Below are 18,702 nucleotides of genomic sequence, written 5' to 3'. Positions count from 1 at the left end.
GCGCCAAGCAGGCGAAAAAAAAGCGCATCTTCCGATGCGCCCCAATTTCCCTTCGCGGGGAATCGCAATCAGCCGCCCAGATACGCCTTGCGCACCTGATCGTTGACCAGCAGATTGGCGCCGGTGTCCTGCAACACCACGCGCCCGTTTTCCAGCACATAGCCGCGGTCGGCCACGCCCAGCGCCTTGTTGGCGTTCTGTTCGACCAGAAACACCGTCACGCCCTGCTCGCGGATCTCGCGGATGATGTCGAAGATCTGGGCGATCACCAGCGGGGCCAGGCCCAGCGTCGGCTCGTCCAGCAGCAACAGGCGCGGACGCGTCATCAGCGCGCGGCCGATGGCCAGCATCTGCTGCTCGCCGCCCGACATCAGGCCGGCGCGCTGGCTGGCGCGCTCTTTCAAGCGCGGAAACAGTCCGTACACGTGGTCGATGCCCGCCTGGATCTCCTCGCGCTTGGCGAAGAAGCCGCCCATCATCAGGTTCTCGGCCACGGTCAGGTCCTTGAAGACCCGCCGCCCCTCCGGCGAAATGGCGATGCCATTGCGCATGATGTGGTGCGTGTCCTTGTGGGTGATGTCCTCGCCCTCGAACGTGATCGTGCCTTCCTTGGCGCGGGGGTTGCCGCAGACGGTCATCAGCAGCGTCGTCTTGCCCGCGCCGTTGGCGCCGATCAGCGTGACGATCTCGCCCTTGTTGACCTCCACCGACACCCCGTTCAACGCCTGGATGGCGCCGTAGTAGGTATGAATGTTATCCAGCTTAAGCATTACTCTTCCCCCAGGTACGCCTTGATGACGCGCTCGTCGTTGCGCACCTGCTCGGGGGTGCCGGTAGTGATGGGCTTGCCGTGCTCCATGACCAGGATGCGGTCGGAGATGCCCATGATCAGGCTCATGTCGTGCTCGATCAGCAGCACCGCGACGCCGAACTCGCGCCGCAGCTGGTCGATCAGCGACTGCAGATCGCGCTTTTCCTGAGGATTCAGGCCCGCCGCCGGTTCGTCCAGCATCAGCAGACGCGGCTTGGTGATCATGCAGCGCGCGATCTCCAGGCGGCGCTGGTGGCCGTAGGCCAGGTTGCCCGCCTCGCGGTTGGCGAACTCGCGCAAACCCATGAAATCCAGCCATTGCGCGGCGCGCGCCAGCGCGTCGGTCTCGGATTGGCGATAGGACTTGAGCTTGAGCAGGCCCGGCAAGAGCCGCGACTCCACCTGCGTGTGCTGCGCGACCAGCAGGTTCTCCAGCACGGTCAGCTGCTTGAACAGGCGCACGTTCTGGAAGGTGCGCACCAGCCCGTGGCGCGCCACCTTGTGGCTGGGCAAGCCGGTGATGGCCTTGCCGTCCATGGTGATGTCGCCCGCCGTCGGCGCATAGAAGCCGCCCACGCAGTTGAACACGGTGGTCTTGCCTGCCCCATTGGGGCCGATGATGGCGAACACCTCGTCGGATTTGACTTCGAACGCCACGCTGTCCACGGCCAGCAGGCCGCCGAACCGCATGGTGAGTCCGGATACTTTCAGCAATGCCTCGCTCATTTAGCCAACTCCACATGGGGACGCTTCATGGGCAACAACCCCTGCGGACGCCACATCATCATCAATACCATCACCAGGCCGAACATCAGCATCCGGTACTCGGCGAACTCGCGCGCCACTTCCGGCAACACCGTCAGCAGCACCGCGGCCAGGATCACGCCCACCTGCGAGCCCATGCCGCCCAGCACCACGATGGCCAGGATCAGCGCGGATTCGATGAAGGTGAAGGACTCCGGATTCACCATGCCCTGGCGCGCCGCGAAGAACGCGCCGCCGAAACCGGCGAACATGGCGCCCAGCGTGAACGCGGACAGCTTGATCCGCGTGGGATTCAGCCCCAGCGAACGGCAGGCGATCTCGTCCTCGCGCAGCGCTTCCCAGGCCCGGCCGACCGGCATGCGGATCAGCCGCGTCGACACGAACAGCGTGACCAGCGCCAGCAGCAGCGCCATCAGGTACAGGTACACCACCATGTCCTGGTTCTGGAAGTTCCAGCCCATGAATTCATGGAACGTGGTGCCGCCTTCCGTGCTGGCGCGGCGCGTCATTTCCAGGCCGAACACCGTCGGCTTGGGGATGCCCGAGATGCCATCCGGACCGCCGGTCAGCGTGTTCAGGTTGATCAGCAAGAGGCGGATCATTTCACCGAAGCCCAGCGTCACGATGGCGAGGTAGTCGCCGCGCAATCGCAATACCGGAAAGCCCAGGATGAAGCCGAACAGCGCGGCCATGGCGCCCGAGAACGGCAGCGCTTCCCAGAAGCTCCAGCCGCCCCAGTGGTACAACAAGGCGTAGGTATAGGCGCCGACGGCGTAGAAGCCCACGAAGCCCAGATCCAGCAGGCCGGCGAAACCCACGACGATGTTCAGGCCCAGGCCCAGCATCACGTAGATCAGCACCAGCGTGGCGATGTCCACCGAACTACGTCCGGCGAAGAACGGCCACACCACCGCTATCGCCAACAGCAACAACGCGAGCGGCTTGTGGGTCTTGACAGGCGCCGCCGGCAAGGTCGGCAGGCTCGTCTTGAGCTTCTGGAACGGCTTGGCGATCCAGGGGCGCAGCAGCTGGAACACGAACACGATCGCGGCGGCAATCGCCACCAGCGACCAGTTCGATTCCATCGTGGTGCGGGCGCCCTGGCGGATCAACTGCAGGCCGAAGACGGGGGTGACGATGACAGCCGTCAGCACGGCCGCCATCGTGGCGTTTTTCAGATTGTTGTTCGACATCAGACTTTTTCCACCTCAGGTTTGCCCAACAGCCCGGTGGGACGGAACAGCAGGATCAGGATCAGCAGCGAGAACGCCACGATGTCCTTGTACTGTGAGGAGATGTAGGCAGCCGCGAAGGTCTCGGCCAGCCCGAGCAGCACGCCGCCCAGCATGGCGCCGGGGATGCTGCCGATGCCGCCCAGCACTGCCGCGGTAAAGGCCTTGATGCCGGCCAGGAAGCCGATGAAGGGATTGAGCTTGCCGATGGTGATGGCGATCAGCACGCCGCCCACCGCCGCCAGGATCGCGCCCATCACGAAGGTGAACGAGATCACGCGGTTGGTGTCGATGCCCAGCAGGTTCGCCATGTGCATGTCCTGCGAGCAGGCGCGCGAGGCGCGGCCCATGCGGGAATACTTGATGAACAGCGTCAGCCCGATCATCAGCACCACCGTGACCACGATGATCATGATGCGCGAATACGGCACCGTCACGTCGAAGTCGGAGCCCATGTGGAACTGCACGGCGCCCGACACCAGCGATGGCACGGCCATGTCGCGCGCGCCCTGGCCCAGGGCCACCCAGTTCTGCAGGAAGATCGACATGCCGATGGCCGAGATCAGCGCCACCAGGCGGGGACTGCCGCGCACCGGCCGGTAGGCGACGCGCTCGACGCTAAAGCCGTAGATGCCCGTGACCACGATGGCCACGACCAGCATGGCCGCGATGATGAACGGTATCGGCAAGCCGCTATTGGTGCCGATGGCCGTCAAGGTGACCAGGCCGACATAGGCGCCGATCATATAGATTTCGCCGTGAGCGAAGTTGATCATACCGATGATGCCGTAGACCATTGTGTAGCCGATGGCAATCAACGCATAGATCGCGCCCAGAGACAATCCGTTGAAGAATTGCTGGGTAAGTTGGGGTATGAGGTCAGACATTATTTCTCTTGCTCCAAATGGTTCCGGCCCCGGTGGAGAGACCCGGAGCCGGAAACCTGGGCGTATTTTATAAGGGCCTGGCATCTGCGCCCGCCGGCCGCACAGCGCTTTTGGCGCATCGCTACGCGGATTACGGCAGAACGAGGACGACAGGCCCTACACGCCGGCGACGCCGGCGGGATCGCGAGTTTACAGCTGGGTCTTCTTGCCGTCCTTATCCCATTTATAGACGGCGAACTCGAAGTTCTTCAGGTCGCCCTTGGCGTCGTACTCGACCTTGCCGATGCCGGTGTTGAAAGTGGTCTTGTGCATGTAGTCGGCCACCTTGGCGGGGTCTTCGCCCACCGCGTTGATGCTGTCGGCCAGGATCTGCACGGCGGCGTACGCCGGCATCTGGAAGGCGCCGTCCGGATCGCGCTTGGCGTCCTTGAAGGCCTTCACGATGCTCTCGTTGCCGGGCAGCTTGGTGAAGTCGGCCGGCAGCGTGACCAGCAGGCCGTCGATGGCCGGGCCGGCGATCGCCACGAGATCCTGGTTGGCGGTGCCTTCCGGACCCATGAACTGGACCTTCAGGCCTTGTTCACGCGATTGGCGCAGCAACAGACCCAGCTCGGGGTGGTAGCCGCCGAAATAGACGAGGTCCACGCCAGCCGACTTGAGCTTGGTGATGATGGCCGAGTAATCGCTGTCGCCGACGTTGATGCCTTCGAACATGGCGACGTTCACGCCTTCCTTGCCCAGCGAATCGCGGACCTGGGTGGCCACGCCCGAACCGTAGGTCTGCTTGTCATGCAGCACGGCGACCTTCTTGGGCTTCAGGGTCTTGGCGATGTAGTTGGCGGCGTACGGACCTTGCTGGTCGTCGCGGCCGATGGTGCGGAAGAAGTAATGCGGCTTGATCGTGTCGGTGACCAGCGGCGAGGTCGCGCCCGGGGTGATGCCGACGATGCCCTCTTCCTCGTAGACCTTGACGGCAGCCACGGTCACGCCCGAGCACGCATGGGCCACGGCGAACTTGGCGCCGGAGTTGACCACGCGGTTGGCGGCCGGCACGGCCTGCTTGGGTTCGCAGCCGTCATCGATGAGGATGGGTTCGAGCTTCTTGCCCTTGACGCCGCCCTTGGCGTTGATGGTCTCGATCGCGGTCAATGCGCCGGCCTGGATCTGGTCGCCGTATTGCGTATTGGGGCCGGTCATGGGCTGGGGAATGCCGATCTTGATCGTGTCGGCGGCGTGCGCGGCGCCAGCCAAGGCAAGTGCCCCAAGCGCCATGGCTACCGGGGTAAGGCGATTCAGAAACTTCATGCGGAGTTCTCCAGCGAGGTTTTGAGCGGCTCTGTCCGACGCGGTTTATCGGTTGGGTAATCCGTTAATCCTCGTCGCCCGTCGCCGGCTTCTTGGGCAAAAACACGGTGTGGCCGGTATTCTGGAAGCAAGCCGCCATACTGTCACTGCGTGTAATCCCCAATATTTTGGCGCGCACCTTTAATCGTGACGGATAGCCGGGGCAAACCCATGAAATCGTTGGAGAATCCGCAAGAAAATCGTATTTATCATCTGGCGCGCCATCCGGAATTGTGCTTTGGGATATATATAGCCGCCGATTAATACGCTGTTTAAAGACGCATTTAAATACAGTGCTTACGCAGGACTTACGAATAATAATTAACGTGCGTAGTTATTCACTGGATTAAAGCCCGGGGCGGCCTGAAGACCACAGGCGCCCCGCCGCATGCTCAGGCATTGGCCGGCTTGGCCAGATTCCACATCAGCGCCCGGAAAGGCGCCAGCATGCTGATATTGACCGCGAGCTTGATCGCCAGGTCGCCCATCATCCAGGTCATCCAGGGCGCGCCGGTAGCCGCGAAAGCCACGCTGAAGAACACGGCCGTGTCCAGGATGGCGCCAAGCACGCCCGACACCAAGGGCGCGCGCCACCAGCGCTGGTCGCGCAATCGGTCGAACACCTGGATGTCGACCAGTTGCGCGCAGATATAGGCCAGGCCCGAAGCCAGCGCGATGCGCGGCGAGGCCACCCATACCGACACGACCAGGGCGGCGGCAAAACCGAACCAGACCACCCGGCGCGCGGCCGCCGGGCCGAAACGGCGATTCAGCACGTCCGTGACCAGGAAGGCGACCGGATAGGACAGCCCGCCCCAGGTCAGCCAGTCATTCAGCGGCACCTGCACCAGGATGTTCGAACCGACCACCACCACCAGCATGCACAGCACGGCGATGGCGAATTGCGGCCGGCTCATGAGCGCAAAGCGCCGGGAGCCCGCGCTCCCGTCCGCGGCCGTCATTTGCCGAACTCCTCCGCCAGCTCGCGCGAGCGTTGGGCGGCGGCCGCCATGGCGTCTTCGACGATGCCGGCAAACCCGGCCGCGCCGAACGCATTGAGCGCCGCGGCCGTGGTGCCGCCCTTGGACGTGACACGTTCGCGCAGCGTAGCCAGCGGTTCAGAAGACTCGGCGGCAAGGCGCGTCGCCCCAGCCAGCGTGCCCAACGCCAATTGCTTGGCTTGCTCGGCCGTCAGGCCGACCTTCTGGCCGCCGGCCACCAGCGCTTCCAGGAACAGGAACACATACGCCGGGCCGCTGCCCGACAACGCGGTCACGCCATCGAGCGCGGCGTCGTCGGCGACCCACACCACTTCGCCCACGCTGGACAGCAATCGGGCCGCCAGGTCGCGGTCGGCTGCGTCCACCCCATCCAGGGCCGCCAGGCCGGTGATGCCGGCGCCCACCAGGGCCGGCGTGTTCGGCATGCAGCGCACCAGGCGCTTGAACGGCGCGTCGGGCGTGCCTAGCCAGGCGGCCAGCGTATCGGCGCGGATGCCGGCCGCCACGCTTACCACCAAAGTGTCTTCACGCAACCATTGACGCGTGGAAGCCACAACGTCCTTCATGTTCTGTGGCTTGACAGCGAACACCCAGACCCGGCACCGCGCCAGGGCCTCGCCCGGAGCCGTCGCGGTGGTCATGCCGCGAGCCTGCCAGGCGGCATGCGAATCCTGGTTTATGTCAATGACATGTATGTTGCCGGCGGCGCATACTTTGCCGGCCAGGCCGGAGGCCAGCGCAGCGGCCATATTGCCGCCACCGATGAACGCAATCGAAAGTTCGTTTTTCATAGGGGCCGATTGTAAACGGGAGTTCTCGTTGGGAAAAAAAAGAAAAATGTTCGTTCGCGCCTAAAACGCGCAATTTGACAGGCGTTTGGAGTGATGTGAAAGTCACGGTTTTGTCACAAACAATTCATAAGGTGTCGTGTTTTCTGCGCCCGGACAACCCGGTCGCGTCACGCCCAACTGGAGGAACCTCTCTATGCGATCCCACCGTATTGCCTTAACCTTTGCCGCCATCATGACGGCTTTCGCAGGCGCCTCCGCGCATGCCGCCACCGAGATCCAATTCTGGCACTCGATGGAAGGCGCGCTGGGCGACCGCGTGAACGGCCTGGTCGACGAATTCAACAAAAAGAACCCCGACTACCAAGTCAAGGCAGTCTACAAGGGCAACTACGGTGAATCCATGAACGCCGGCATCGCCGCGTTCCGCGCCGGCAACGCCCCGGACATCCTCCAGGTGTTCGAAGTCGGCACCGCCACCATGATGTACGCCAAGGGCGCCATCAAGCCGGTCCAGCAGATGTCGGAAGAAGTCGGCAACCCGATCGATCCGAAGGAATTCATCGGCGCCGTGGCCGGCTACTACTCGTCGGCCGACGGCAAGCTGGTGTCGATGCCCTTCAACAGCTCGACCGTGGTGTTCTACTACAACAAGGACGCCTTCAAGAAGGCCGGCCTGGACGCCGACAAGCCGCCCAAGACCTGGGAAGAGCTGGCTGCCGCCGGCCAGAAGCTGAAGGCCGCCGGCCAGGAATGCGGCTACACCACCTCCTGGCCGTCGTGGGTCCAGCTGGAAACATTCTCGGCCTGGCATAACGTGCCGTACGCCACCAAGGACAACGGTTTCGGCGGCCTGGACGCCCGCATCGCCATCAACACCCCGCTCCACGTGCGCCACCTGGAAAACCTGGCCAAGCTGGGCAAGGAAGGCATCTTCATGTACGGCGGCCGCGGCGACGAGCCGAACTCGCTGTTCATCAGCGGCAAGTGCGCCATGATCACCGGCTCGTCCGGCCTGCGCGCCAACATCGCCAAGAACGCCAAGTTCGAATTCGGCACCTCGACCCTGCCCTACTACGCCGACGTGCAAGGCGCGCCGCAGAACACCATCATCGGCGGCGCTTCGCTGTGGGTCTTCGCCAACAAGAAGCCGGAAACCTACAAGGGCGTGACCGCGTTCTTCAAGTTCCTGGCCAGCCCGGAAATCGCCGCCCGCTGGCACCAGCAGACCGGCTACGTGCCTGTCACCAAGGCCGCTTACGAGCTGACCAAGAAGGACGGCTTCTACGACAAGAACCCGGGCACCGAAGTCGGCGTCAAGCAGCTGAACGTCGAAACCACCGCGCAATCGCGCGGCCTGCGCCTGGGCTTCCTGCCGCAGATCCGTGAAATCGAAGACGCCGAAATCGAACGCATCGTTTCGGGCAAGGTCAGCGCCAAGGACGGCGCCGACAACATCGTCAAGCGCGGCAACGAACTGCTGGAAAAATTCGAGAAGAGTGTAAAGTAACGCCCTTCCGCGACACCGGTCCAGTCCTGTCAATCGGTATTTTCCATGCCATAACAAGGACTTGGGCTGTTTTGCACCAGGCAGTACAAGGCTTAAGGCCCTGGATTTTTAGGGCTTTAAGCCTCTCGTATTTTACGAAGGCGGTTTCAGGCGGCGGTTACTCCAACCGCCGCTTTTCTGTACCTTGGGTTCCCCCTATGGAAAAACGTGTTGTATTCGGGCACAAGACCTTGCCCTATCTGCTGCTCCTGCCGCAGATCATCATTACCGTGGTCTTCTTCTTCCTGCCTGCCGGCCAGGCCATGTGGCAATCGCTGCGGCTGGAAGATGCATTCGGCTTGTCCTCCGAGTTCGTCGGGCTGGACAACTTCATGGAACTGTTCTCGCAACAGGCCTACCTGGATTCCTTCCGCGTCACCGCCGTGTTCTCGATCCTCGTGGCGGTGGTCGGGCTGGGCGTGTCCTTGCTGCTGGCCGTCATGGCAGATCGCGTCATCCGCGGCGCCGGGCTCTACAAGACACTGCTGATCTGGCCCTATGCCGTGGCGCCCGCCGTCGTCGGCGTACTGTGGCTGTTCCTGTTTTCGCCTTCCGTCGGCATCCTGGCCGTGGCCCTGCGCCATGCCGGCGTCGACTGGAATCCGCGCCTGGACGGCAACCAGGCCATGACCCTGGTGCTGATCGCCGCGGTATGGAAGCAGGTGTCGTACAACTTCCTGTTCTTCCTGGCCGGCCTGCAATCGATTCCGCGCTCGCTCATCGAAGCCGCCGCGATCGACGGCGCCAGCCCGTCGCGCCGCTTCTGGAGCATCGTGTTCCCGCTGCTCTCGCCCACCACGTTCTTCCTGCTGGTGGTCAACATCATCTATGCCTTCTTCGACACCTTCGCCGTGGTGGACACCACCACGCAGGGCGGTCCGGGCACGTCGACCTCCATCCTGGTCTACAAGGTGTACAGCGACGGCTTCCGCGGCCTGGACCTCGGTTCGTCCGCGGCGCAGTCGGTGGTGCTGATGTTCATTGTGATTGCCTTGACGGTCGTGCAGTTCCGCTACGTCGACCGCAAAGTGCAGTATTGATTTTGTCCGAGGCTATAAACAATGGTTGAACGCCGTCCCTGGCTGGATATTCTGGCCCACGTCATCCTGCTTTGCGGCGTGGCGATGGTGGCATTTCCGCTCTATGTCACTTTCGTCGCGTCCACCCAGACCGCGCAGGAAGTGGCGTCCGCGCCGATGTCCCTCATCCCCGGCAAGCATTTCGTCGACAACTACATGCAGGCGCTGTTCGGCGGCTCGTCCGGCGGTTCGTCGGGCGCGCCCGTGGGCCGCATGATGTACGTCAGCCTGATCATGGCGCTGGCGATTTCCATCGGCAAGATCGCCATCTCGCTGCTGTCGGCCTTCGCGGTGGTGTACTTCCGCTTCCCCGGCCGCATGTTCTTCTTCTGGATGATCTTCGTCACGCTGATGCTGCCCGTCGAAGTGCGCATCGCGCCCACCTACAAGGTCGTGGCCGACCTCGGCCTGCTCAACAGCTACGCCGGCCTGACCTTGCCGCTGATCGCCTCGGCGACCGCGACCTTCCTGTTCCGCCAGTTCTTCCTGACGGTGCCTGACGAGCTGATCGAGGCCGCGCGCATCGACGGCGCGGGTCCGGTGCGCTTCTTCCGCGATGTGCTGCTGCCCTTGTCCAAGACCAGCATCGCCGCGCTGTTCGTGATCCAGTTCATCTACGGCTGGAACCAATACCTGTGGCCGCTGCTCGTGACCACGCAGGAAGACATGTACCCCGTCGTCATCGGCATCAAGCGGATGATCAGCGGCGGCGACAGCGTGACCGAATGGAACATCACCATGGCCACCGCCATGCTCGCGATGATTCCGCCGGCGCTGGTCGTCATCCTGATGCAGAAATGGTTCGTCAAGGGTCTGGTCGACACTGAAAAATGACCCCCACGCCGCGCCTTCGGCTTGCTGCCCCCCAGGGGGGCGTTTTCATCTTGAGACGGCTCGGCGATGAAAAGGTGCCCCCTGCCCGCCCTCGCCCACCCGAACACGACTCCGAACACGAATAACTCATGGCTACTCTCAGCTTCCGTAACGTCAAGAAAACCTACGCCGGCAATGTGCCGGTCATCCATGGCATCGACATGGACGTCAAGGACGGTGAATTCATCGTCATCGTCGGCCCGTCGGGCTGCGGCAAATCCACGCTGATGCGCATGGTCGCCGGCCTGGAAACCGTCACCAGCGGCGAAATCCTCATTGACGACAAGGTCGTCAACAACCTGGAACCCGCCGAGCGCGACATCGCGATGGTGTTCCAGAACTACGCGCTCTACCCGCACATGACCGTGTTCGAGAACATGGCCTACGGCTTGAAGATCCGCAAGTTCTCCAAGGACGAGATCAAGAAGCGCGTGGATGTGGCCGCGCAGATCCTGGAACTCGGCCACCTGCTGGACCGCCGCCCGCGCGCGTTGTCCGGCGGACAACGCCAGCGCGTGGCCATGGGCCGCGCCATCGTGCGCGAACCCAAGGTGTTCCTGTTCGACGAACCGCTGTCGAACCTGGACGCCAAGCTGCGGGTGGCGATGCGCCTGGAAATCATGAAGCTGCATCGCCGCCTGGGCACCACCAGCCTGTACGTGACCCACGACCAGGTCGAAGCCATGACGCTGGCCCACCGCATGATCGTCATGTACCAGGGCGTGCCTGAACAGATCGGCACGCCGATGGAAGTATTCGAAAAGCCCGCCTCGACCTTCGTCGCCGGCTTCATCGGTTCGCCGCCGATGAACCTGATGGAAGTGAACGTGGCCGGCGACGGCACGGTGCAGACGCTGGACGGCGTCGCGCTGGATATCTCGCCGCTGCAGGTGCCCTCCCAGGTGCGCGGCCGCAAGATCATCATGGGCATGCGTCCCGAGCACATGCTGCTGAACACCCAGGGCGTGCCGGCCGAAGTCGAAATGGTCGAAACGCTGGGCTCCGAACAGCTGGTCCACAGCCGCTGCGGCAAGAACATGCTGGTCGTGCGTTGCACCACGCGCCAGCTGTCCGAGTCCTCGGCCAAGGTCGGCGACCGCGTCAACCTGGGCCCGGACGGCCGCCATCCGCTGCATTGGTTCGAGGCCGACAGCGGCCGCCGCGTGCAAGGCCTGTAAACCATCCCTGGCCGGAAGCCGGCGGCAATGCCCGCCCGCTTCCGCCTGGCCCGCTCCCGTCCGGGAACGGGCTTTTCCCCCGATCAATACGAGTACGTCATCATGGTGCCGATGGAGTACTGCGCACGGTCCCGCACGATGGGACTGTCCGCCGCGTCGCCATACAGGCGCCGCGCTTCCGCCGCCGTGGTCCACGACCAGGACTTGGAGAGCGGCACGGTCCACGTCGCGCCCAGGCCCACGCTTTCCAGGCCGCCCTTGGGCGTGTACTTGCGATAGCCCGAGTTCGCCGACTGCTTGCCGCTGACGCCATACCAGGTGCGCATGTAGTTGCCGTCGCCGAAGGTGCCGGACAAGGCCAGCGCGATCGCTCCGGCGCTGCCTTCGTACACGGTGGTGCTGGCTCCCAGGTTGAACATCGTGTAGGCGCTGCCCACGTCCCGGTCATCGCCCTTCTTGAAGGCATGCGCGATCGTGGCCGACAGGGTCACCGGGCCCAGCGTGGTTTCGGCATCCATGCCGATCTGCGCACGGCTCTTGATGTCGCCCATGCCGCGCAACTTGTCCGAGCCCTGGTAGCCCTTCTTGTGGTCCTTGCGCGCCGCGCTGGGCTGCAGATAGAAGCTGAATGTGCTGTTCAGCGCGTGCGTCTCCCAGCCGAGGCCGCGGTCGGTACCGAGGAAGAAGCCGCCCGGACTGCGCACGCCTGCGCCGAAGATCGGCGTCGCGGAGTACTCGTCGCTGCCGCTGTAGCGCGGCGCGTAGCCTGCGCCCAGCGTGCCGTAGAACAGCCATTCGTCCGCCGGCCCCTCCCCGGTCGCAACCGTCAACCCGCGCGAGCTGGCCCCGCGCTGGCCGTAGACGGAACTGTTCGCAGCGTCATCGGCCAGGGACAGTCCCGGGACTAAAGCCAGCAGACACGCGACGCCGGCGCCGCGTTTAAACAGGGTGGAACGGATTTTTCGCTTCATAACAGCTTCCAAGAAACGAGGTTGAGGGGGGATAAAACCGGGGAGCCGGGAACGGCCCGATCTATTGGGCGATTGCGCCCTGCTTGGCCTGGCGCATCAGCGCCATCGCCATCGTCGACACCGAGGCCACCAACGGCTCGCTCGTGTCGGAATTGCTCATGACCAGCACTGCGAGCTTGTCGCGCGGCGCCAGCACCAGGCGCGAATGGAAGGCTTCGGTGGCGCCGCTATGCAGGCGCAATGGCGTGCCGGCGATATCGTCGCCACAGGGCGCTGCCAGCCAGGACAAGGCCAGACGGCACTCCAGCGCCAAGCCGCCTTCCACCGTTTCCATGTCGAGCACGGCGCGGGCCGAGTCGGCATTGAGTATCCGGCGCCCTTCGTAGACGCCGTCGGCGAACAACATGCTGGAGAAGCGCGCCATCTCCGAGGTGCTGAGCCACAGGCCGTCGGCCGCTTCGTTGGGCTGGGGCGCCTCGGTCCAGGGCGCGCCGCGACGGTAGCCTGAGGCGCGCAATTCGAGCATGCGCGGGTCGGGATGGAACCCGGCGCGCGGCATGTTGAGCGGCTGCAGGATGGTGCGGCGCACGTAGGTGTCGAACGGTTCGCTCGCCACGTGCGCGACCATGTCGCCCAACAGGGCGTAGGCCATGTCCGCGCGTGCGCGTCCCATGGTGTCTTCCAACGATCCAGGGTGCACCGCCAGCAGATTGCGGGCTGTGAAGGGATGCGTGCCCAGCCATTGCATGGCGCCGCGGCGCGGTTGGATGTCCCAATCGGGCAGCGCCTGCGAGGCGGGCTGGTCCAGCGCCAGGCGTCCGTCGTCGGCTGCGCGCAGCACGCCCGCGGCCGTGACGATCTTGGTGATGGTCCCTACGCGATACAGCGTGTCGCTGGTGGCGCTGCGATGGCGCAGCGGGTCCGCGTAGCCGAAGCCCGTGCTCCACACCACGCGCTGGTCGTCGACGATGGCGATCGACAGGCCCGGCACGCCGGAGGCGTCCATGTCATAGGGGATGCGCTGGGCCAGATAACCCACCACCGCCTTGTAGTCGCCCTGGGCGATCGGAGGCGGCGCTTCGGGAGGCACGCCCTGGCAACCGCCCGCGGCGACCAGCAACATACCTACGGCAACCAGGCGGCTGAGGGAAAACATGGCTAGCGGCAAGACCTCTGAAGAGAACTGCCGTCATGCTATCCAGGCGCCTGCCCGCGATCTTTCCCGCTTTGTATGGAGTTTGTGAAGATTGCGGCGGCGGATTGTGAAGTTTGTTTACGTTGTGCCGCGCCGCGGCCGCCAGCCTTCAGGCGGTCTTCCAGGCAATCACGAAACGCGCGCCGCCCAGGGGGCTGTCGCTCGCCTGCACGGTCCCGTTGTGCCAGCGAGCCACCCGGCTCACAATGGCCAGGCCCAGCCCGACTCCGCCCGTCCCGCGGTCGCGGCTTTCGTCCAGGCGGATGAAGGGTTCGAAAATGCGCTCGCGGTCGGCTGGCGGGATGCCGGGGCCGTCGTCGTCCACGATCAGCACGTACTCGCGCGCGCCCGGACTGATCAAGCTGACCTGGACCTGCCGGCCAGCATGCCGGATTGCGTTCTGCAGCAGGTTGAGCAAGGCGCGCGTCATGTAGCGTTGGTGCAGGTGCACCTCGGGCACCTGGCACAGCGCCACTTCGCAGCGCACGCCCGACACGCCGGCCTCGAAGCCGGCATGCTGCACCACCGAATCCAGCCAGCCGCGCGCGTCCTGCGGTTGCAGCGCCACGCCGTCGCCCTTGTGCTCCAGGCGGGCGTACATCAGCAATTCCGAGGCCATGGCGTCCAGCTCGGCCACGTCGCTCTTCATTTCCTCGACCAATCGCCTGCGCGCGGCGGGGTCGTCCTCGCGGTCCATCATGTCCAGTTCGAACGACAGACGCGCGATCGGCGTGCGCAACTCGTGCGACACGGCATTGGTCAGGTCGCGCTGGTTGCCTACCAAGGCGCTGATGCGGTCGGACATCTGATTGAAGGTATCGCCCAGGTTGCGGATGCTGGAATGGCGCGACAGGCGCGCCCGGGCTTGCAGGTCGCCCTGCCCCATGCGCAAGGCGGCGGTCTTCAGCGCTTCCAGGTCGCGCCAGATGGGCAGCGCCCACACCAGCATGAAGGCGCACAGCAACAGGCCCAGGGCGGAATACACCGCGGCCATCAGCCAGGGGGCGATGGATGGTTCCGGTGGCAGCTTGACCTCCAGCCATTGCCTGCCCGGACCGGGAATCGCCGCCACGAAGGTCTGCTGCTTGTCGCGCACGAAGAAGCTGCCGGACTCCACCATGGCGCGTTCGTCCTCGGTGGCGCCATAGCTGTCGGCGTCGACCACCCTGAGGGCCAGGCCGTAGTGCGGCGCCAGCGCGTCGCGCACGTGCGCCTCGCGCTCGGCGGGCAGTACGCGGCCCAGTTCCTGCACCAGGCTGTGGATCTGGCCACGCACCGCTTCGCGCGTGTAGGCATCGCTGACGGGTTCGAAGAAGTAGTTGGCGGACCGGTCCACCACTTCGTTGGAAATGACGAAGCCCACCGCCAGCACCACGAACAGCCGCAGGACAAACTTAAGCATCACCGCCCTCGTGCGCCTTGGGCGAGAACAGATAGCCCTTGCCCCACACGGTCTTGATGCGCGCCGGATCGCGCGGGTCGTCATCCAGCTTGCGCCGCAGCTTGCTGACGCAGACGTCGACGCTGCGGTCCAGGCCGTTGAATTCGATGCCGCGCACCGCGTTGAGCAGGTCGTCGCGGGTCAGCACCTGGCCGGCCTGGCTGGCCAGCGCCCAGAGCATCTCGAACTCCATCGTGGTCAGGTCCACTTCGGAGCCGGCATGGACCACGGCGCGCGTACGACGATCTATCACCAGAGGGCCGAACTCCAGGCGCTCCGGCGGCTCGTCCAGCTGACTATGCCGGCGCAGCAACGCGCGCACCCGCGCCAGCAGCACACGGGGCTCCACGGGCTTGATGACATAGTCGTCCGCGCCGGACTCCAGGCCCAGGATCTGGTCCAGGTCGTCCTCGCGGGCCGTCAGCATCAGGATGGGCGCGGACGAGAACGCGCGCAGATCGCGGCACACCTGCAGGCCATCGCGGCCAGGCAGCATCAGGTCCAGAATGGTGATGGCCGGGTCATGCCTGCGGAATGCCTCCACCGCGTGATCGCCGCGGTAGGCCTGGGCAACATGGAAACCGTGCTGCTCCAGGAACTGCGCAATCAGGCGCGATAGTTTCGGATCGTCTTCGACTAACAAGGCCTTGGTCATGGTGTCCAGACAGAAAAAGTGAGGTCGATGGCGCCGCATTCTACGCAAATGCGGCGGGCGCGCGTTCGACCGGAACGCGCCGCGCCGGTTCCCGGTTCGTCGGAGGAACAAAAAAACCGGGCCGGAAGACTGTCGCTTCCGGCCCGGTTTCCTGCGGAACCACTAGTGGCTCCGCCGGTGTCGCGGGCCGGCGGCCCGCGCATGGACTTACTTGTAGACGGTCTTGGAACCGTCCTTGTGCCAGGTGAACACGTCGAACTGGAAGTTCGTCAGGTCGCCCTGCTTGTTCCAGGACACCTTGCCGATCGGCGTATCGAAGGAGTTGGCGTGCAGGTACTTGGCGACCTTGGTCGGGTCGTCGCTGCCCGCGCCCTTGATGCCGTCCGCGATGACCTGGGTGGCCGTGTAGGCGGTCATCTGGAAGGCGCCGCTGGCGTTGCGCTTCTTGGCTTCGAAGGCCTTGACGATGTCGGCGTTGGCGGCGTTCTGGGTGAAGTCGGCCGGCAGCGTCAACAGCATGCCTTCGACGGCGTCGCCGGCGATGGCGTTGATGTCGGGGTTGCCCGTGCCTTCCGGACCCATCCACTTGGCCTTCACGCCCTGTTCGGCCGCCTGGCGCAGCAGCAGGCCCATTTCAGGGTGGTAGCCGCCGTAGTAGACGAAGTCCACGCCCTGGCTCTTCAGCTTGGTGATGACGGCCGAGTAGTCGCTGTCGCCGGCGTTGATGCCTTCGAACACGGCGACGGCCACGCCGCCTTTCTCCAGGTCGTTCTTGACCGCGGTGGCGATGCCCTGGCCGTAGGACTGCTTGTCATGCAGCACGGCGACCTTCTTGGGCTTGATCTTTTCCAGGATGAACTTGGCGGCGGCAGGACCTTGCTGGTCGTCGCGGCCGATGGTGCGGAAAATGAACTCGTAGTTCTTGCCGTCGGTCAGCGCCGGCGACGTGGCCGACGGCGTGACCATGACCACGCCTTCGTTGTTGTAGATGTCGGCGGCGGCGATGGTGGCGCCCGAGCACACGTGGCCCACGACGAAACCGATCTTGCTGTTGACCACGCGGTTGGCAGCGACCGGGCCTTGCTTGGGTTCGCAGCCGTCGTCGATCACGACCGTTTCCAGCTTCTTGCCGTTGATGCCGCCGGCGGCGTTGATGCGCTCGACCGCGGTATCGACCCCTTCACGGACCATATCGCCATACTGCGTGACCGCGCCGGTGGTGGGGCCGACCACGCCGATCTTGATGGTTTGCGCTTGCGCTCCCGAGGCAAACGCCAGACCGGCTGCGACGCCCAGCGCTGCAATGACCGGGGTCAGACGAAATACTGGCTTCATGTGTGGACTCCTCTAATGATTTGTAATCGTTAGTTTTTGCACCGGGTCGGACGCCGGATCATCTCCAGGCCATGCATGCCTGCTGGACTGCCCTTTGCAGGGGTTTCGGCCCTGGTCACGCCCGGTTGCATTGCGATTGCACGGCAAGCATACACTGAAAAATAGCCCTTCTCAGGCCAGTTTCGGACCACTTTGACACCCGTCCGATTATTGCGCTGCGGCATTGTTCGCGGGCTGCTCTTATGCCCGCTGGCGTATATGCAAAAGACGATTTATTCGTTTGCGTTACTAAGGCCGCCCGGCATCATGGCCGCCATGAGACTCCAACCGATCATCGTTCCCGGATGGAAAAACTCCGGACCGCAACACTGGCAATCGCGCTGGATGGCCCTGCTGCCGCATGCGCGCCGCGTCGAGCAGCGCGACTGGGAACATCCGACTCCCGGCGAATGGATCGCGGCGCTGGCCACCGAGGTGAACGAGGCCCGCAGTCCCGTCCTCCTGGTCGCGCACAGCCTGGGTTGCCTGATCAGCGCCGCCCTGCCGGTGCCGCTGCGCGCCAAGGTCGCTGGCGCCCTGCTGGTGGCGCCCGCCGACGTGGAGCGCGACAATGCTCCCGCCTGCCTGAGAAACTTCGGGCCGGTGCCGCGCCATTCCCTGCCCTTCCAAAGCGTGGTGGTGGCCAGCGACAACGATCCCTATTGCCAGCTGGAACGCGCCCGCGCCTTTGCGCGCGATTGGGGCAGCCGGCTGGTGGTCGTGCCGGGCGCTGGCCACATCAACGCCGAGAGCGGCCTGGACGACTGGCCGCAGGGCCTGAAGCTGCTGGGCGCGCTGCGCCGGCGCGCGGTATGGCGGGTGACGCCGCCGCCCGAGCGGATCGCGCCCATCCCGGCGCGGCCGCTATCGCATCAACCCTGAACTCAGTCTTGCTGCTGAAAAAAAACGGAGCCGCGAGGCTCCGTTTTTCATGCGGCGGCCGTCGCGATCACTGCAGCAGGCTGCGCAGCATCCAGGCGTTCTTTTCGTGCACGTCCAGGCGCTGCGTCAGCAGGTCGGCCGTGGGCTGGTCGTTGGCGGCATCGGCCTTCTCGAAGGCGGCGCGAGCGGTCTTGGCGACCGATTCGTTGGCGGTCACCAGCAGGCGCACCATTTCCAGGGCCTCGGGCACCGAGTCCGGCTCGGAGATCGAGGACAGCTTGCTGAATTCGCGGTAGGTGCCCGGCGCATAGTGACCCAGCGCGCGGATGCGCTCGGCGATGCTGTCCAGTGCGTTCCACTCTTCCGTGTACTGGGTCATGAACATCAGGTGCAGCGTGTTGAACATGGGCCCCGTGACGTTCCAGTGGAAGTTGTGCGTCATCAGGTACAGCGTGTACGAGTCGGCCAGCAGCTTGGACAGTTCGCCGGCGACGGCGGCGCGGTCCTTGTCCGAGATGCCGATGTTGATGCGCGGAACGCTGGAGGTCTTCTTGGGGGACTTGGCCATTGCTAGCTCCTAGGGATGTATGTGCGAAACAAGGATAACACTGCAAATGCGGCGAAATGCCGCAATATCCGCCGCTTTCATCAATCAGTCCCGCGACCTTTTGACGCGG

Annotated in this window: 18 protein-coding genes; 5 read left to right on the top strand and 13 right to left on the bottom strand. The window is 64.3% G+C overall.

The features are described 5' to 3' along the window. Positions 1–68: 68 nt before the first annotated feature. The 7 genes from NGK62_RS20230 to proC form a co-directional block, all read right to left on the bottom strand. Positions 69–770 (bottom strand): ABC transporter ATP-binding protein, encoded by a 702-nt coding sequence (locus NGK62_RS20230; RefSeq protein WP_013393945.1) that lies wholly within the window; start codon positions 768–770, stop codon positions 69–71. Then, positions 770–1,537 carry a high-affinity branched-chain amino acid ABC transporter ATP-binding protein LivG gene (gene livG / locus NGK62_RS20225; protein WP_013393946.1) on the bottom strand — a complete coding sequence of 256 codons (768 nt, stop codon included), beginning with the start codon at positions 1,535–1,537 and terminating at the stop codon, positions 770–772. The genes NGK62_RS20230 and livG overlap by 1 nt, the downstream gene beginning before the upstream one ends. Next, complete coding sequence (locus NGK62_RS20220; RefSeq protein WP_059375894.1) at positions 1,534–2,769, bottom strand: high-affinity branched-chain amino acid ABC transporter permease LivM; 1,236 nt, start codon at positions 2,767–2,769, stop codon at positions 1,534–1,536. Before NGK62_RS20220 ends, livG begins: the two co-directional genes overlap by 4 nt. Then, the gene (gene livH, locus NGK62_RS20215; protein WP_054454161.1) at positions 2,769–3,695 is read right to left on the bottom strand and encodes a high-affinity branched-chain amino acid ABC transporter permease LivH; all 927 of its coding nucleotides are present in this window, start codon (positions 3,693–3,695) and stop codon (positions 2,769–2,771) included. Before livH ends, NGK62_RS20220 begins: the two co-directional genes overlap by 1 nt. A 189-nt stretch (positions 3,696–3,884) precedes the next feature. Continuing rightward, positions 3,885–5,000, bottom strand: a complete 1,116-nt coding sequence (locus tag NGK62_RS20210; RefSeq protein WP_059375890.1) for a high-affinity branched-chain amino acid ABC transporter substrate-binding protein — start codon at positions 4,998–5,000, stop codon at positions 3,885–3,887. 431 nt (positions 5,001–5,431) lie between these two features. Then, positions 5,432–6,001 carry a queuosine precursor transporter gene (locus tag NGK62_RS20205; RefSeq protein WP_059375887.1) on the bottom strand — a complete coding sequence of 190 codons (570 nt, stop codon included), beginning with the start codon at positions 5,999–6,001 and terminating at the stop codon, positions 5,432–5,434. Beyond that, complete coding sequence (gene proC, locus NGK62_RS20200; protein ID WP_251879999.1) at positions 5,998–6,831, bottom strand: pyrroline-5-carboxylate reductase; 834 nt, start codon at positions 6,829–6,831, stop codon at positions 5,998–6,000. The genes NGK62_RS20205 and proC overlap by 4 nt, the downstream gene beginning before the upstream one ends. A gap of 193 nt (positions 6,832–7,024) precedes the next feature. Between proC and ugpB the strand changes: the two genes are divergently transcribed. The 4 genes from ugpB to NGK62_RS20180 all read left to right on the top strand — a co-directional run bounded on the left by ugpB (position 7,025) and on the right by NGK62_RS20180 (position 11,507). Further along, the gene (gene ugpB, locus NGK62_RS20195) at positions 7,025–8,338 is read left to right on the top strand and encodes a sn-glycerol-3-phosphate ABC transporter substrate-binding protein UgpB (RefSeq protein ID WP_059375879.1); all 1,314 of its coding nucleotides are present in this window, start codon (positions 7,025–7,027) and stop codon (positions 8,336–8,338) included. A 197-nt stretch (positions 8,339–8,535) separates the two neighbouring features. Further along, positions 8,536–9,417, top strand: a complete 882-nt coding sequence (ugpA, locus tag NGK62_RS20190; RefSeq protein ID WP_059375876.1) for a sn-glycerol-3-phosphate ABC transporter permease UgpA — start codon at positions 8,536–8,538, stop codon at positions 9,415–9,417. A 21-nt stretch (positions 9,418–9,438) separates the two neighbouring features. Continuing rightward, positions 9,439–10,290 carry a sn-glycerol-3-phosphate ABC transporter permease UgpE gene (gene ugpE, locus NGK62_RS20185; protein ID WP_013393954.1) on the top strand — a complete coding sequence of 284 codons (852 nt, stop codon included), beginning with the start codon at positions 9,439–9,441 and terminating at the stop codon, positions 10,288–10,290. Positions 10,291–10,418: 128 nt separating this feature from the next. Continuing rightward, positions 10,419–11,507 (top strand): sn-glycerol-3-phosphate import ATP-binding protein UgpC, encoded by a 1,089-nt coding sequence (locus NGK62_RS20180; RefSeq protein ID WP_059375873.1) that lies wholly within the window; start codon positions 10,419–10,421, stop codon positions 11,505–11,507. Positions 11,508–11,590: 83 nt separating this feature from the next. On the opposite strand, the gene NGK62_RS20175 is transcribed toward NGK62_RS20180, so the two are convergent. From NGK62_RS20175 to NGK62_RS20155, 5 genes are all read right to left on the bottom strand, one after another. Next, positions 11,591–12,478 (bottom strand): MipA/OmpV family protein, encoded by an 888-nt coding sequence (locus NGK62_RS20175; RefSeq protein ID WP_251879997.1) that lies wholly within the window; start codon positions 12,476–12,478, stop codon positions 11,591–11,593. Between the two features lie 61 nt (positions 12,479–12,539). Further along, the gene (locus NGK62_RS20170) at positions 12,540–13,634 is read right to left on the bottom strand and encodes a serine hydrolase domain-containing protein (protein WP_059375865.1); all 1,095 of its coding nucleotides are present in this window, start codon (positions 13,632–13,634) and stop codon (positions 12,540–12,542) included. Between the two features lie 148 nt (positions 13,635–13,782). Then, on the bottom strand, positions 13,783–15,075 hold the full coding sequence (locus NGK62_RS20165; protein ID WP_059375862.1) for an ATP-binding protein: 1,293 nt from the start codon (positions 15,073–15,075) through the stop codon (positions 13,783–13,785). Further along, on the bottom strand, positions 15,068–15,769 hold the full coding sequence (locus tag NGK62_RS20160; protein ID WP_082400978.1) for a response regulator: 702 nt from the start codon (positions 15,767–15,769) through the stop codon (positions 15,068–15,070). Before NGK62_RS20160 ends, NGK62_RS20165 begins: the two co-directional genes overlap by 8 nt. A gap of 207 nt (positions 15,770–15,976) precedes the next feature. Beyond that, positions 15,977–17,104, bottom strand: coding sequence for a branched-chain amino acid ABC transporter substrate-binding protein (locus NGK62_RS20155; protein ID WP_059375861.1), 1,128 nt, complete (start codon positions 17,102–17,104; stop codon positions 15,977–15,979). A gap of 315 nt (positions 17,105–17,419) precedes the next feature. Between NGK62_RS20155 and NGK62_RS20150 the strand changes: the two genes are divergently transcribed. Then, positions 17,420–18,025: an RBBP9/YdeN family alpha/beta hydrolase gene (locus NGK62_RS20150; protein ID WP_059376180.1), complete on the top strand. Its 606-nt coding sequence runs from the start codon at positions 17,420–17,422 to the stop codon at positions 18,023–18,025. Between the two features lie 67 nt (positions 18,026–18,092). Here the strand turns inward: NGK62_RS20150 and NGK62_RS20145 are convergent, their stop codons facing one another. Next, positions 18,093–18,593 carry a Dps family protein gene (locus NGK62_RS20145; RefSeq protein ID WP_059375859.1) on the bottom strand — a complete coding sequence of 167 codons (501 nt, stop codon included), beginning with the start codon at positions 18,591–18,593 and terminating at the stop codon, positions 18,093–18,095. Between the last annotated feature and the right edge of the window lie 109 nt (positions 18,594–18,702).

Source organism: Achromobacter sp. Marseille-Q4954, assembly GCF_943737025.1.
Taxonomy (GTDB): domain Bacteria; phylum Pseudomonadota; class Gammaproteobacteria; order Burkholderiales; family Burkholderiaceae_B; genus Achromobacter; species Achromobacter bronchisepticus_A.
The sequence above is the reverse complement of the archived record's forward strand: the minus strand, read 5'-3'. Positions and strand labels throughout refer to the sequence as shown.

What these genes read in the sequence shown, in the direction of transcription:
- NGK62_RS20230 (WP_013393945.1), bottom strand. Translation starts at nt 770, where the DNA reads ATGCTTAAGCTGGATAACATTCATACCTACTACGGCGCCATCCAGGCG.
- livG (WP_013393946.1), bottom strand. Translation starts at nt 1,537, where the DNA reads ATGAGCGAGGCATTGCTGAAAGTATCCGGACTCACCATGCGGTTCGGC.
- NGK62_RS20220 (WP_059375894.1), bottom strand. Translation starts at nt 2,769, where the DNA reads ATGTCGAACAACAATCTGAAAAACGCCACGATGGCGGCCGTGCTGACG.
- livH (WP_054454161.1), bottom strand. Translation starts at nt 3,695, where the DNA reads ATGTCTGACCTCATACCCCAACTTACCCAGCAATTCTTCAACGGATTG.
- NGK62_RS20210 (WP_059375890.1), bottom strand. Translation starts at nt 5,000, where the DNA reads ATGAAGTTTCTGAATCGCCTTACCCCGGTAGCCATGGCGCTTGGGGCA.
- NGK62_RS20205 (WP_059375887.1), bottom strand. Translation starts at nt 6,001, where the DNA reads ATGACGGCCGCGGACGGGAGCGCGGGCTCCCGGCGCTTTGCGCTCATG.
- proC (WP_251879999.1), bottom strand. Translation starts at nt 6,831, where the DNA reads ATGAAAAACGAACTTTCGATTGCGTTCATCGGTGGCGGCAATATGGCC.
- ugpB (WP_059375879.1), top strand. Translation starts at nt 7,025, where the DNA reads ATGCGATCCCACCGTATTGCCTTAACCTTTGCCGCCATCATGACGGCT.
- ugpA (WP_059375876.1), top strand. Translation starts at nt 8,536, where the DNA reads ATGGAAAAACGTGTTGTATTCGGGCACAAGACCTTGCCCTATCTGCTG.
- ugpE (WP_013393954.1), top strand. Translation starts at nt 9,439, where the DNA reads ATGGTTGAACGCCGTCCCTGGCTGGATATTCTGGCCCACGTCATCCTG.
- NGK62_RS20180 (WP_059375873.1), top strand. Translation starts at nt 10,419, where the DNA reads ATGGCTACTCTCAGCTTCCGTAACGTCAAGAAAACCTACGCCGGCAAT.
- NGK62_RS20175 (WP_251879997.1), bottom strand. Translation starts at nt 12,478, where the DNA reads ATGAAGCGAAAAATCCGTTCCACCCTGTTTAAACGCGGCGCCGGCGTC.
- NGK62_RS20170 (WP_059375865.1), bottom strand. Translation starts at nt 13,634, where the DNA reads ATGTTTTCCCTCAGCCGCCTGGTTGCCGTAGGTATGTTGCTGGTCGCC.
- NGK62_RS20165 (WP_059375862.1), bottom strand. Translation starts at nt 15,075, where the DNA reads ATGCTTAAGTTTGTCCTGCGGCTGTTCGTGGTGCTGGCGGTGGGCTTC.
- NGK62_RS20160 (WP_082400978.1), bottom strand. Translation starts at nt 15,769, where the DNA reads ATGACCAAGGCCTTGTTAGTCGAAGACGATCCGAAACTATCGCGCCTG.
- NGK62_RS20155 (WP_059375861.1), bottom strand. Translation starts at nt 17,104, where the DNA reads ATGAAGCCAGTATTTCGTCTGACCCCGGTCATTGCAGCGCTGGGCGTC.
- NGK62_RS20150 (WP_059376180.1), top strand. Translation starts at nt 17,420, where the DNA reads ATGAGACTCCAACCGATCATCGTTCCCGGATGGAAAAACTCCGGACCG.
- NGK62_RS20145 (WP_059375859.1), bottom strand. Translation starts at nt 18,593, where the DNA reads ATGGCCAAGTCCCCCAAGAAGACCTCCAGCGTTCCGCGCATCAACATC.